Source organism: Lysobacter oculi (assembly GCF_003293695.1).
GTDB lineage: Bacteria > Pseudomonadota > Gammaproteobacteria > Xanthomonadales > Xanthomonadaceae > Solilutibacter > Solilutibacter oculi.
In genome coordinates, this window is sequence record NZ_CP029556.1 from 139,360 (window position 1) to 152,787 (window position 13,428).

The following is a 13,428-nucleotide window of genomic DNA, read 5'->3' on the forward strand; positions in this document are numbered from 1 at the left end:
TGGAAAGAAATGGCGGGGTGATGTCGCGTCGGCGGCATTCACCATACGCGAAAGTATGTTTAGCGCCGCGCAGTGTCAAGTTGCACCGCCGCATACTCAATATGACGGCGGCGTATGGTTAAATGGCGCCCATGACGCCACCCACCGAAAAACCCGAACGCACCGGCCGCCTCAGCGCCGATGACTGGGCGCAGGCCGCGCTCGACCAGATCGCCGAGCAGGGCGTGTCCGCCGTCGCGGTGGAGCCGCTGGCGCGCCGGCTGGGGGTGACCAAGGGCAGCTTCTACTGGCACTTCCCATCCCGTGATGCGCTGCTGCAGGCCGCGCTGGAGCGTTGGGAAACCCACGAGCAGGAAGAAGTCTTCGGCCAGCTCGAAGGTGTGACCAACCCGGCCGACCGCCTCGGCTCGCTGTTCAAGCTGGTCGCCAACGAGGTGCAGTCTCACGTCATCTACAGCGAACTGCTGAAGGCGCTCGACCATCCCGCGGTGCAGCCGGTGATCGGCCGCGTCTCCAAGCGCCGCCTCGACTACCTGACCTCGCTCTTCCGCGCCGCCGGCCTGGACGCCACCGATGCCCTGCATCGCGCGCGCCTGGCCTACGCGGCCTACGTCGGCTTCCTCCAGCTCAACCTGCAGCTGGGCCAGCGCGACATGCAGCGCGAGGAATTCGAGGACTACGTCGCCCACATGATGGCGACGCTGATCCCCTCCAAAGCCGGCGCCTGATCCTTTTTCCTTCGCCGTGCGTGTTGCGCGGCTTCGTTTCATTTGCACGGAACCGACATGACCGACATCGCCCAGAACGCGCAGAGCCAGCTCGAAGCCCTCAACCAGTGGGTGCTCGAAGTGGCGCGCCTGACCCGTCCCGACCGCATCCACTGGTGCGATGGCAGCGATGCCGAGAACACCCAGCTGATCGAGGCGATGCTCGCCGACGGCACGCTCATCAAGCTCAACGACGCAACCCATCCCAACAGCTACCTGCACCGTTCGCATCCGGACGATGTCGCCCGCGTCGAGCACCTGACCTTCGTCTGCACCTCGCAGCGCGACGACGCCGGCCCGAACAACCACTGGATGGAACCGGAGATCGCCCGGAACCAGATGAAGTCGCTGTTCGACGGCTGCATGGAAGGCCGCACGATGTACGTCGTGCCGTACTGCATGGGCCCGATCGACTCGCCGCTGTCGCGTTGCGGCGTCGAGATCACCGACTCGCCCTACGTCGTCGCCAACATGCGCATCATGACCCGCATGGGCGCCGCCGCACTCGCGCGCATCGAGCGCGAGGGCAGCTTCGTCAAGGGCCTGCATTCCACCGGCGACCTCAACCCGGACCGCCGCTTCATCATGCATTTCCCCGAAGACCTGGAGATCCAGTCCTTCGGTTCCGGCTACGGCGGCAATGCGCTGCTGGGCAAGAAGTGCCACGCGCTGCGGATCGCCTCGCACCAGGCTCGCAGCGAGGGTTGGCTGGCCGAGCACATGCTGATCCTCGGCATCGAAAACCCGAAGGGCGAGACGCACTACATCGCCGCCGCCTTCCCGAGCGCCTGCGGCAAGACCAACCTGGCGATGCTGATCCCGCCCGAGGGCTATGTGCGCGACGGCTGGAAGATCAGCACGGTGGGCGATGACATCTGCTGGATGCGCCCCGGCGCCGACGGCCGCCTGTACGCGATCAATCCGGAAGCCGGCTTCTTCGGCGTGGCGCCGGGTACGTCGGAAAAGTCGAATCCGAACGCGCTGGCCTCGCTGCAGCGCGATGCCATCTTCACCAACGTCGCCGTCACCGACGACAACCAGCCGTGGTGGGAGGGCCTGGACAAGCGCGTGCCCGCCATTGACTGGCGCGGAAATGCATACGATTGCAACGCCGGCAAGCCCGCCGCGCATCCGAATTCCCGCTTCACCGTGAGCGCCAGGCAGTGCCCGAGCTATTCGCCGCACGCCGAGGACGCGCAGGGCGTGCCGATCTCGGCCATCGTCTTCGGCGGCCGTCGCGCCTCGCTGGTGCCGCTGGTGTTCGAGGCCCGCGACTGGACACACGGCGTGCTGGTCGGCGCCTCGATGGGCTCGGAGACGACCGCCGCCGCGACCGGCGCGGTCGGCGTGATGCGCCGCGACCCGATGGCGATGAAGCCGTTCGCCGGCTACAACTTCGCCGACTACTTCGCCCATTGGCTGTCCTTCGACAACGCCGGCGCCAAGCTGCCGAAGGTCTTCCACGTCAACTGGTTCCGCAAGGGCGAGGGCGGCGACTTCCTGTGGCCGGGCTTCGGCGACAACATGCGCGTGCTGGAGTGGATGCTGAAGCGCGTGGCGGGCGAGGCGGGCAGCATCGAAACCCCGATCGGCCACCTGCCCAAGCTCGACGACATCAACCTCGATGGCGTGACGCTCACCGACGAGGCGCGCGAGAAGCTCTTCGGCTACGACCGTGACGGCTGGCGTCAGGAGTTCGCCGGCATCGGGGAGTATCTGGATGAATACGGGCCCCGCATGCCGGAGGCGCTGAAGGCGGAGCAGGAACGCATCTTTTCGGCGCTTAAGGACTGACGAAGTCCTCACGCATGCGTGACGCAGCCTGAACATTCTTTCAATGGAGGTTATCTGAATAGGGAGGGCTGAACAGTTGCTTTCCAGAGTAGTGAAATTTGCGTTATGCTCGGCTGAGCCTCGCCCTACGGCAGGCCTCTTAGAGACTCTGGAGACCCACCCTAATGTTGAACACCAAGAAGCTGACGAGCGCGATTCAGGTCGCCCTCTTTATCGGTACCGCTTCTCTGGTCGCTGGCAATGCCTTCGCGCAGACCCAGACCGAAGAGAAGAAGGAAGAAACCAAGTCGCTCGACCGCGTTGAAGTGGTCGGCTCGCGCGTCAAGCGCGCTGAAATCGAAGGCGCCCTGCCGGTCACCGTGATCGACCGCGCTGCCATCGACGCCACCGGCAAGGCCTCGGTCGCCGACGTGCTGCGCGACACCACCTTTGCCTCGTTCGGCAACTTCCGCCCGCAGTCAGGCAGCTCCGCCCAGGCGCTGGCCGACATCGACCTGCGTGGTCTGGGTTCCAGCCGTACGCTGGTCCTGATCGACGGCCGTCGCGCCCCGAAGGCCCCGTTTGCCGCTGGCAGCCAGGATTTGAACGCGATCCCGACCTCCGCGGTCGAGCGCATTGAAATCCTGTCCGACGGCGCCTCGGCCGTGTACGGCTCCGACGCCATCGGCGGCGTGGTCAACATCGTGCTGCGCAAGGATTTCGAAGGCGCCGAACTGCGTGCCGGCATGGGCATGACCGACGTCAAGGGCGGTGACACCCACGAATACGCCGCCACCTTCGGCACCGCCGGTGAGCGCGGCCGCATGATCATGTCGGCTTCGGCCAACGATCGCGGCATGGTGTTCACCCGTGACCAGATCGGCTACGTCCAGGGCGTGTCGGTCTACGGCAACAACTACCGCGTCTACAACCAGAACACCGGTGCCTTCGTGACCGCGCCCACCGCTGTCCCGGGCTTCGCGTGCAACACCAACGGGTTCTGGCGCACCGCCGGCGGCACCTGTTCGTTCGACTTCAACTCGGTCGCCGCGAACGAAGCCTCCATCAAGAACAAGGGCCTGTTCGCCCGCGGTGACTACCAGATCACCGACAACTGGTCGGTCTACATGACCGCCATGGCACAGAAGGTCAACAGCTTCGGCCGTTACGCCCCGGTGCCGGTGCTGGCCCTCGTCGCCGACAACACCCCGAACGACATCATCAAGGGTGACGGCCTCGCCACCGCGCTGTACCACCGCATGGCGGCGGGCGGCAACCGCGACACCAGCTCCGACGCCAACGTCACCGACCTGCTGCTGGGCTTCCAGGGCCGCGTGTGGGACAAGGTCGACCTCGACTTCGGCATCCGTCGCTCGAACTACCGCTACAACGAGTTCGGTACCGGTTACTCGGTGAACCCGCTGCTGGTGGCCGCCCTCGAGGCTGGTGACTACCTGGTCACCGACCCGTACGGCACCGACCCGACCACCCTGTCCAGCGTCTTCGCGACCATCAACCGTCGTTCGACCTCGACCGTGGAAGAGGCCTACGCGACCGCCAACTTCGACCTGTTCGAAATGGCCGGTGGCACCTCCAACATGGCGGTGGGCGTCGAGTCGCGCAAGGAAACCTACGCCGACCTGTACGACTCGCTGTCCGAAGCTGGCGTGATCGACGGTTCGGCCGGCAACTCGGCCGCTGGCAGCCGCAAGGTCCAGTCGATCTTCGCCGAGTGGCTGTTCCCGATCGTCAACTCGTTCGAAGTGACGCTGGCCGGCCGCTACGACAAGTACAGCGACTACGGCTCCGACTTCGCCCCGAAGATCGGCATGCGCTGGCACCCGGTTGAGAACTTCACCCTGCGTGGCTCGTACGGCACCGGTTTCCGCGCCCCGTCGCTGGACATCCTGACCCAGAAGACCAGCTTCTCGGCCGACTCGGTCGTTGATCCGGCTACCTGCATCATCTTCGGCGGCACCCCGGCCCAGTGCCAGACCGCCTCCGTCCAGGTCGATGCCTACTACCGCGCCAACCCGAACCTGAGCTCGGAGCAGTCCAAGCAGTGGTCGCTGGGTATGGCGTATGACCCGACCGACTGGCTGAACTTCACCCTCGATTACTACAACATCGAGATCGAAGAGCGCATCCGTCAGTTCTCGTCGCAGGCCCTGATCGACCGCACCAACAACCCCGCGCTCGGCCCGATCCCGGCTGGCCTGGGCGTGGTCCGCAACGCCGATGGTTCGATCAAGCAGGTCAATGCCGGTTACGGCAACGAAGGTACGTTGAACACCAACGGCCTCGACCTGGCTGCCCGTACCCGTTTCGACCTGGCTGGTGGCCGCATGCAGAACATGCTGCAGATCGGCTACGTCAACGAGTACACGATCGATGACGGCGAAGACCTCGCCGGCACCGTCGGTGCCCCGGACGTCCGTGCCAACTTGTCCAACCAGTACAACACCGGTGCCTGGACCTTCGGCACGATCACCCGCTACATCAAGGGTCAGCAGGATCCGGGTGCGACCCGTCGCGTTGGCGGCTACACGCTGAATGACGTCTACGCCACGGTCAAGGCACCGTGGAATGGCGACTTCACCATCGGCGTCAACAACGTCGGCAATCGCTACCCGCAGCTGTACAGCTACGACGGTCGTCCGTGGAACTTCAACCTGTACGACGCGTATGGCCGCACGATCTACCTGCGTTACACGCAGAAGTTCTGATAGCGGTTCGCTAGTGTGATAAACAGGAAGGCCCCGGAAACGGGGCCTTTCTTTTTGGGGAAATGCGTTGGAAACGAGTGAAGCACGCAGCCAGGCATGGAGCCGCTACTGGGCGACGGGCGCCGAACATTCCTGCGCCGGCAGCTTCAGCCTGACCGGTGCCGGTGCGCTTGCGGATTTCTGGCGAGGCACGTTCGCAGGCTGCGGACCTGATGCGTGCATCGTGGATCTGGGAACCGGCAATGCGGGATTGTTGAAACTCGCCTGGGACCTGCTGCCCGCGGGACATGCAGCCCGCCTGTTCGGCATCGACCTGTCACGACCGGCGCCGGGCTGGATCGATGAAGGCGTGCATGGCGACCGCATCCGCATCATCGGTGAAACGCCGATGGAAGCCACGGGCTTGCCTGGCGCGAGCGTCGATCTGCTGGTGAGCCAGTTCGGGATCGAATACGCGAAACGTGGCCGCGTGCAGGCCGAATGCCTGCGATTGCTCGACGAGACCGGGCGGATCGCCTTCGTCATCCACCATGCGGATTCGGTCATCACGCATGTGGCGCGCGAAGAGGTCGAGGCGATCGCGTTCCTGCTGGCGGACGACGGATTGCTCGCCGCTGCATCGGCGTTGTTGCCACATATGGCGGATGCAAAGGCCGGCCAGGCCGCGACGTCCGCGGCGTTCCAGGCCCGCGACCGCTTCAACCACATGCTCGAACAAGGCGGACGGATGGCCCAGGCCTCTTCCTCCCCCGAATTGCTGACCCAGGCGGCGGCAGGCATCCGCCAGTTCCTGTCGGTGGTCGAGCGCGGCAATCTGGTCTCCCTCCAGCGACAGCTCGATGCCTATCGCGGGGAATTGCGGCTGGCCAGTACGCGCAGTGCTGAACAGGTTGCTTGTGCGATGGATGCAGACCAGCTTGCGGATTTCATGCAGCCCTTCCGCGATGCGGGCATGACGGTCGCGGCTACGGCCCTGCGTGAATCAGGTCAGCTCATCGGCTGGGCTGTCGAAGGCGGCTATACCGCTTCGTCATGATCTAGAGCTCGCCCATCTCCGAAGCGCCGCCGTAGAACTCGACGAGGCCTTCCACCGTGCGCGTGACCAGCTCGCGTTCGAGCGGGCTCAGCATCGGGTGCCAGATGTCGAAGATCATCACCACACGCTGACGGTCCGAGCCGTTCCAGGCTTCATGCAGGATGGTGTCGTCGAATATCAGCAGTTCGCCTTCCTTCCACAGGCGCGTTTCGTCGCCGACCCGGAATGCGCAGTTGTCCGGCACGATCAGCGGCAGGTGCACGGTCAGGCGGGCATTGGTCGCGCCGTTGTGCGGCGGGATGTGCACGCCGGGATCCAGTCGCGAGAAGAACACCGCAGGCGCGCGCGAACGGATGCGTGGCAGGGGCGCCTTCTCGACCACTTCCGCCGTCACCGGACATGCGGCGCAATGGGCGTCGATGCGTTCGCCATGCTTCCACAGGAAGTAGGCGCTCCAGGCGGCCTCGCCATCGAGCCCCGCGAACTGCCCGCTGCTGTCGCCCGCACGGGTCTGCACATAGGGGATGAAGCCGCTGCCATCCGCGCCCATCACCGCGCGCAGTTCGCGTCGTATGTCGTCGGTGGCGGCTTCGATCGCCGGTGCCCAGTCGAGCTGCGTGCGGTCGAAGTAGGGAATGGCCGGCAGGCGCGGAATGGGGAGGAAGAGGGGATTGGCGGTGACGAACTCACGCTGTCCGGTGACGATGTCGAGTGCATGGCGGAAGCGTTCGAGATGGGTTTCCGACTCACCCTGCATGGCGTCGGAGAGCCGGGCCGTCAGCTGCTCGCGCAACTCCGAGAGATTGTGGGTGACGATGCCGCGGGCATGGTTGACCAGGCCCTCCATCTGCGGTGATTCACGCAATTGGCTGGGCATAGAGCGCACGGCCTCGGTCCAGCAAAGGGAGGCTTCGCGGGCCCGTCCGAGCGACTCCAGCAATTGCGCCTTCTCCACGCGCGCGCCCCAGGCGGCGTTGTCGTGACGGATGGCCTCGTCCAGCGAGGCGAGGGCGGCATCGGTGTCACCGCGATGGCGGGCCACGCGCGCCAGCAGCATGTGGGTCGGCGCAAAACGTGGGGCGTGTACCAGCGCATCACGCAGCAGGGCTTCGCCATCGTCCCATTGGTTCTGCTGCATCAGCAGGTCCGCCAGGCGGGTGGCGGCATAGGCGTTGGCGGGTTCGAGCTTCAATGCCTGGCGGAGCAGGGAAAAGGCGCTGAGCAGGCTGCCCTGCGCGATGCAGTGTTCGGCTTCGCCGATGAGTTGTTCGACCTGCTGCATGGGCATATGGGGGTGCGATGTACGGAAAGCCCATCTTCACCCACATCGACGGGATACGGAATGGTGGCCGGAAGGCGTCAGGTCGATCGCGTCCAGAAAGAGCGGGGCCATGCAACGAGGCCATTGGAATGAGGGCGCTGGCAGCCCCCCGCAGGATTTCGAAATGGCAGCGCCTCCCCATCAACACCCGGCAGCTGCCCAACCCGCGACGGCCGTCTAAACATTCCTAAGATGAATGCGCGATGACCAACTTGTTAAGAATCTGTTGCGTACCTATAGTCGGTCAGTCCATCGCCTTGTTGCCAACGCTTCGAGTTGAAGAGGGAAGCGGCCGGTGGTCTCAACTGTCATTCCAGTGGTCTCACTACTGTTCAGGAGTAAGTAATGGCTTCAGTCATCAATCGCAAAGCGTTGAAGCGGAGAGCGTTGGCCGTAGCACTTGGTCTGTGCTTTGTCGGCGCTGCGCTGGCCGCCGAGACCGGTGGTCTCCGAATCGCGGTCACGGGCAACAATGGCGCGCCGCTGGTGGGTGCGACGGTCAAGGTGAGTTCGCCTTCGAGTCTTGTCAGCAAGACCGGCGTGACGTCCGCCGACGGTACGGTCAACCTCGTCGGCCTGGATCCGGCGACGAACTACACCGTTGAAGTGGTTGCGCCCGGCTACGAGAACTACAAGTCCGGCAATGTGGCGGTGGTGAGCGGCAAGAACCTGAGCGTCGGTTATGCGCTGGGTGAGAAGAGCCTGGACACGGTCGTGGTGACCGGCAAGTCACTGGCAGCCGTGGATACCACGTCGGCCACGGTCAGCACCGTGTTGACGCTGGAGCAGGTGGAAGCGCTGCCGACCGCGCGCAGCTACCAGAGCTACCTGCAGCTGGTGCCCGGCGTGAAGCCGAGCTCGGGCGGCAACCCCTCGTCCAAGTCCGGCGTGAACTACGCGGACATCGGCGGTGCCACGGGTGCCTCCACCGACAACCTCTATTACATCGATGGCGTCAACGTCACCGATCCGCTCACCGGCACCTTCGGCGCCAACCTGAACTCCGAAATCATCCAGGAAATGCAGGTGCTCACCGGCGGCGTGCCCGCCGAGTTCGCGGGTGGCTCGGGCCTGATCTCCAAGGTCATCACCAAGTCGGGCGGCAACGAGTTCCATGGTTCCGTCAACTACTACATGCAGAACTCCAACCTGGTCGCCAAGAACAAGCATCTTGCTGCCAACGAGTTCTCCACCTACGACGCGGCCGTGACCCTGGGGGGCCCGATCGTGAAGGACAAGCTCTGGTTCTTCGCGTCCTACCAGAAGAAGAATCATGAGGAAGACGTCACCGATGCCGTGACGCAGGCCTTCATGCGGACCGTGACGCGCGAAAGCAAGCTGGCTTTCGGCAAGCTCACCTGGCAGTTCACCCCGAACGACCGCCTAGTGGCGACGTTCTTCAATGACCCGACCACCATCAGCGGTTCGTTGAACCCGGCCGTCGTGAACAGCCGCAGCAACATCACCCAGCAGGGTGGCGACAACTACAAGCTGGACTACACGCACGACTGGGACAACTTCAGCGTCAGCGCCTACGCGTTCAAGCACGAAGGCGAACTGTCCACGCTGCCCTCCACGTCGGATCCGTTCAACAACGTCGCCTACCACACGGATCGCACGCTCAAGACCGTCGCCGATCTGAACATGGGCGGCGCGGGTTCCAAGACCGTCACCAACCGTGACAACAAGGAATTCGGCCTCAACTTCGACTGGTACATCACGTCCGGCTGGGGTGACCACACCATCCGTGCAGGTGCGCTGCGCAGCGAAGGCTCGTACACCGAGCAGATCGCCTATCTGGGTGCCGGTGCGGCGGGTGCGCGCTACACGTCGATCGGTCTCGCCGATTCGGGCACCACGATGCAGCAGTTCTTCAGCTCGGCCTATGGCTGGAGGGGCACGCGTTCGATCAACTCGACCGACCTTGCACGTCTGCGCGCCGCGACCGGCATGACGGACGCCCAGCTGCTGGCCACCCGGTTCACCGACACCGCCGGCAACCCCGATGGCCAGGTCAACGTGTACCGCATCCTGCAGTCGGCCAACGAAGGCCTGGCCTACACGGTGGTCAACAAGCAGAGCGCGTTCTTCATCCAGGACCAGTGGACGCTGGGTCAGTGGTCGGCCAACATCGGTGCCCGTTTCGAGCAGAACGAAATGGTCAACTCGGCCGGCGGCACGATCAACAAGTTCGATTGGGATGTCGCTCCCCGCGTGTCGCTGACCTACGACCTGGATGGCACGGGTCGCAGCAAGATCTGGGGCTTCTTCGGCCGTTACTACGATCCGATCCGCGCCGACATGGCGGACTTCGCCGGTGCGATCACCGGCCCGACGTATGACGAGCAGATCAACGTCAACGGCACCTGGTACACCTTCCGCCAGCGTGGTCCGGGCGATGCCGCCGTGGCATCCACCACCAAGACGCCGTACACCGACGAAATCATGGTCGGCTATGCGACGACCTACGGCACGGACATCGGCTTCTCGATCGCCTTGACCGGCCGCAAGACCCGCGACCTGCTCGAAGACTACGACCTGAGCCTGTATTCGGATCCGTCGACGCCGTGCGGCAGCGAAGGCCTTGCCTGCCCGACCTCGCCGTACTACCTGCCGTATTCCTACTTCGGCCTGGACGGCAATGCCAACGTGAACTACGTGCTCGCCACGCTGAAGGGCGGCAAGCGTGACTACATCGGCATGGAAGTCACCCTGCAGAAGTTCAAGACCGACAACTGGCAGGCGGCTGCGAGCTATACGTTCAACGGCGCCAGCGGCAACAGCAACTCGGATGGCAACGCCGACTACCAGGGTGACTGGATCGCCCTCGATCCGCGCGCACCCAACCAGTACGGCCCGCAGCCCGGCAACATCAAGCACCAGTTCAAGGCCTGGGGTTCGTACGAATTCCCGTTCGGCTTGGAGCTGAGCGGCGTGTTCAACTGGAACAGCGGCGCGCTCTACAGCCGCACCTGGGCGACTTCCGGCCGCAACCTGCCGGAAATGGTCGAGGTCCCGTACGAGGATGGCAAGGTGGTCGACACCTGGATCGTGCCGGGTGCCGTGGGCGGCGAGAACGGTCCCGCCTACTACACGCTCGACGTCCGCGCGAAGTACAGCCGTCCGGTTGGCTTCGGCAAGGTCGAGGTGTTCCTGGACGTGTTCAACATCCTGGACAAGCAGTCGCCGACCGCAGAGATGGACCTGCTGGCCGGCAACGGCGTGTACCAGTTCGGCCAGCCCACCGCATGGGTCCTGCCGCGCCGTGCTTACCTGGGCGTTCGTTACACCTTCTGATCGTTGTCTGATCGATGAAGCAAGGAGGCCGGCGGGAAACCGCCGGCCTTTCTATTGGGGGGGATGAAGTCGGCGGGCATGCTGGAGAGGTGTCGTGAAATGGGTTTCGCCGATGCATGTTGTGCGGATGGTTGGAGTGGCGCGATACGTGTTTCTGGCGTGCTGCATGAGCAGCCCAGCCCGTGTTTCGATGCCGCGTTGTCCAGCGTGCTGCCAATGACCATCCGAAGCCCGGCAATCACAGCGCGATGCTGGAGGTCGCGGCCCTTGGTCTCATTGCGGATATGGCGGATCAATACCGAGCTAAGCAGCCGGATTCGGATGATGTATTTCTGGCAAGCGATCATGCGATCGCCGCAATCCGAACAGGTGATGCGGCTTCATGGAAAAGGTGTTCCTGTCGTAAGCAGGGCGGCCATACGGAATGGCGCTGCGCTTGGCCATCAAAAAATTTGTGAGAAGGCAGCAGTTAACCGCACAACTATCCAGATAGGCATGCCATTGAGTTCGCGGCTGTTGCGTTGAGCTATCTCAGGACGAGGCTGCCCTGACGGGCAGCGGCAAGACCGGTCAAAGATCCTGCTGGTAACGCACGTAGGGCACGGTGCCCTCTTCCTCGCCCTTGGCGGCCGAGGGGGCGAACGGATTCTTGCCGCGCGTCACCACGTTTTCGGCACCGACGCTGAGCTGGCCGCTCCACGGGGTGCGCCAGGTCAGGCCGACACCGAAGCCTTCCCACTTGCCGGGTTGGCCGGGGACTTCCACCACGCGGCCGAACACGCTGGCGCGGAACGCACCGGCGCCGCCGCTGATCGACAGGCCCTTGCTGTTCCATTCGTCGATGAGCTGCGGCATTTCGGTGGCCGGCATCAGGCGCGCCTTGGCGGTGGTGCCGGCGATCGAGACCACGCCGCTGCGGCCGATGTTGTATTCGGCGAAGAGGGCGAGGTCGGTCTGCTCGACGCGGTTGCGGCTGCCCGGCGTCAGCCAGGCCGGCAGGCTGTCGCGGCCCTTGCCGACACCGACGCCGACGCGACCGCTGCGGTTGCCGATGCTGGCATTGGCACCGCGTGCGCTGATGGCGCCGAGCGAACAGTCATCGGACAGGCGATCCATGCGGTTCGGGATGCCGGTCTTGCCGTTGCAGAGCAGGGCGAGCGACTCACCCGAAGACAGGCCGAAGGCGGACTCCAGCGTATTGCTGCCGAAGCGCCAGCGGGCACCTTCGGACTTGCCGGTGGGCTCCAGCACGAACATGCCTTCGACCTTGCCGTTGTTGCTGTTGACGACCGGGATGACAGTGACGCCCTTGCGTGCCTGCGCATACGCGGAACCGCCGCTGACGGCGAGCGTCAGCGCAGCGATCACCAGCGTTGGCAGGAGGCGAAACTTCATGGGTCACCTATCGACTGTCCCCGGACCTGAAAGTTCCCGTGGGGCGGGGATTCAGAGTCGAAACCAGACTAGCTTATTTATGTTTATTTAACAATCTGTTGGGCTCACCCATTCAGCCAGTTGGCGGCCGGTCACTGGAGCCGGGCCGGCGCCTCGCTGTTTGCGGGTGGTGTGGCGAACAGGGCGTCCACTTCCGCGCCATCGAAGTGATAGCGCTGGCCACAGAATTCGCAGCGGATCTCCGCCGCGCCGTCCTGGCCGGCGGCGACCGCGGCATGCGCTTCCTCGGGGCCGAGGGTGCGCAGGACTTCGGCCACCCGCTCGCGCGAGCAGGAGCAGCCGAAGCGCAGCGGACGCTGGTCCAGCCACTGCAGGTTTTCCTGGTGGAACAGGCGATGCAGCAGGGTCATCCCGTCCACCGACTGCAGTTCGTCGGGGCCGAGGGTGGCGAAGAGCTGCTCCACGCGGTTCCAGCCATCGGCATCCCCTTCGGCGCCGGGCAGCTTCTGCAGCAGCAGGCCGGTGGCGCGTTCACCGTCGGCGGCGAGCAGCAGGCGCGTCGGCAGCTGTTCGGACTGGCGGAAGTAGCCTTCGAAGGCTTCGGCGAGCGTGGGTGAGGCCATCGGCACCAGGCCCTGGTAGCGCATCGGTTCGCCGCTGGGCGTGGGGTTTTCGATGGTGATGGCGAGCAGGGCGCCTTCGCCGAGCTGGCCGAGGTCGGCGGCTTCGGTGGCGGCCTGGCCGGGCGAAGCATCTTCATCCAGACGCACCAGGCCGCGCACGGTACGGGCGGCGGTGCTTTCAGCGAACAGGCTGCGCAGGGCGCCGGGGCCGCGCATCTGCACGGAGAGGCGGCCATCGACCTTGGTATGCGCGGTCAGCAGCGCGCTGGCGGCGATCGCCTGGCCGAGCAGGTCGCGCACGGCGTCCGGGTCGTCATTGCGGGCGATGACTTCGCGCCAGGCGTCGTCGAGGCGCACATAGGCACCGCGCACGCCGGCATCGGGCAGCAGGAAGATGTCGAGTTGGCCTTGTCCGGCCGAAACGTGGGTGGAAGTGTTCATCGGGCTCTCGTGGGCATCGGGGCGGCGATGCGCGGGAATCTCCCGGATA

9 protein-coding genes are annotated in these 13,428 nt (G+C 64.7%); 5 read left to right on the top strand and 4 right to left on the bottom strand.

Translation table 11 applies throughout. The features are described 5' to 3' along the window. The first annotated feature begins 131 nt into the window (after positions 1-131). The 4 genes from DCD74_RS00650 (at position 132) to DCD74_RS00665 (ending at position 6,302) form a co-directional block, all read left to right on the top strand. On the top strand, positions 132-728 hold the full coding sequence (locus DCD74_RS00650; RefSeq protein WP_237049625.1) for a TetR/AcrR family transcriptional regulator: 597 nt from the start codon (positions 132-134) through the stop codon (positions 726-728). 57 nt (positions 729-785) lie between these two features. Then, entirely contained in the window at positions 786-2,561 is a 1,776-nt protein-coding gene (locus tag DCD74_RS00655) for a phosphoenolpyruvate carboxykinase (GTP) (protein ID WP_112925618.1), read from the top strand. A gap of 164 nt (positions 2,562-2,725) precedes the next feature. Next, positions 2,726-5,266, top strand: a complete 2,541-nt coding sequence (locus DCD74_RS00660; RefSeq protein ID WP_112925619.1) for a TonB-dependent receptor plug domain-containing protein — start codon at positions 2,726-2,728, stop codon at positions 5,264-5,266. Positions 5,267-5,333: 67 nt separating this feature from the next. After that, positions 5,334-6,302 (top strand): class I SAM-dependent methyltransferase, encoded by a 969-nt coding sequence (locus tag DCD74_RS00665; protein WP_112925620.1) that lies wholly within the window; start codon positions 5,334-5,336, stop codon positions 6,300-6,302. Position 6,303: 1 nt separating this feature from the next. Here DCD74_RS00665 and DCD74_RS00670 read toward each other — a convergent pair whose 3' ends face one another. Next, a complete protein-coding gene (locus tag DCD74_RS00670) occupies positions 6,304-7,584 on the bottom strand; it encodes an aspartyl/asparaginyl beta-hydroxylase domain-containing protein (protein WP_162615816.1) in 1,281 nt (426 codons plus the stop codon). Between the two features lie 426 nt (positions 7,585-8,010). Between DCD74_RS00670 and DCD74_RS00675 the strand changes: the two genes are divergently transcribed. Continuing rightward, on the top strand, positions 8,011-10,920 hold the full coding sequence (locus tag DCD74_RS00675) for a TonB-dependent receptor (protein ID WP_237049626.1): 2,910 nt from the start codon (positions 8,011-8,013) through the stop codon (positions 10,918-10,920). Here the strand turns inward: DCD74_RS00675 and DCD74_RS12430 are convergent. The 3 genes from DCD74_RS12430 to hslO all read right to left on the bottom strand — a co-directional run bounded on the left by DCD74_RS12430 (position 10,908) and on the right by hslO (position 13,379). After that, complete coding sequence (locus DCD74_RS12430) at positions 10,908-11,267, bottom strand: hypothetical protein (RefSeq protein ID WP_162615817.1); 360 nt, start codon at positions 11,265-11,267, stop codon at positions 10,908-10,910. The genes DCD74_RS00675 and DCD74_RS12430 overlap by 13 nt on opposite strands. 223 nt (positions 11,268-11,490) lie before the next feature. Then, positions 11,491-12,285 carry an XOO1806 family protein gene (locus DCD74_RS00680; RefSeq protein WP_407072218.1) on the bottom strand — a complete coding sequence of 265 codons (795 nt, stop codon included), beginning with the start codon at positions 12,283-12,285 and terminating at the stop codon, positions 11,491-11,493. A gap of 161 nt (positions 12,286-12,446) precedes the next feature. After that, positions 12,447-13,379: an Hsp33 family molecular chaperone HslO gene (gene hslO, locus DCD74_RS00685; protein WP_112925624.1), complete on the bottom strand. Its 933-nt coding sequence runs from the start codon at positions 13,377-13,379 to the stop codon at positions 12,447-12,449. Between the last annotated feature and the right edge of the window lie 49 nt (positions 13,380-13,428).

Excerpts from the sequence above, each read along its gene's own strand:
- hslO (WP_112925624.1), bottom strand. The coding sequence starts at position 13,379 with ATGAACACTTCCACCCACGTTTCGGCCGGACAAGGCCAACTCGACATC.
- DCD74_RS00655 (WP_112925618.1), top strand. The coding sequence starts at position 786 with ATGACCGACATCGCCCAGAACGCGCAGAGCCAGCTCGAAGCCCTCAAC.
- DCD74_RS00650 (WP_237049625.1), top strand. The coding sequence starts at position 132 with ATGACGCCACCCACCGAAAAACCCGAACGCACCGGCCGCCTCAGCGCC.
- DCD74_RS12430 (WP_162615817.1), bottom strand. The coding sequence starts at position 11,267 with ATGATCGCTTGCCAGAAATACATCATCCGAATCCGGCTGCTTAGCTCG.
- DCD74_RS00660 (WP_112925619.1), top strand. The coding sequence starts at position 2,726 with ATGTTGAACACCAAGAAGCTGACGAGCGCGATTCAGGTCGCCCTCTTT.
- DCD74_RS00670 (WP_162615816.1), bottom strand. The coding sequence starts at position 7,584 with ATGCAGCAGGTCGAACAACTCATCGGCGAAGCCGAACACTGCATCGCG.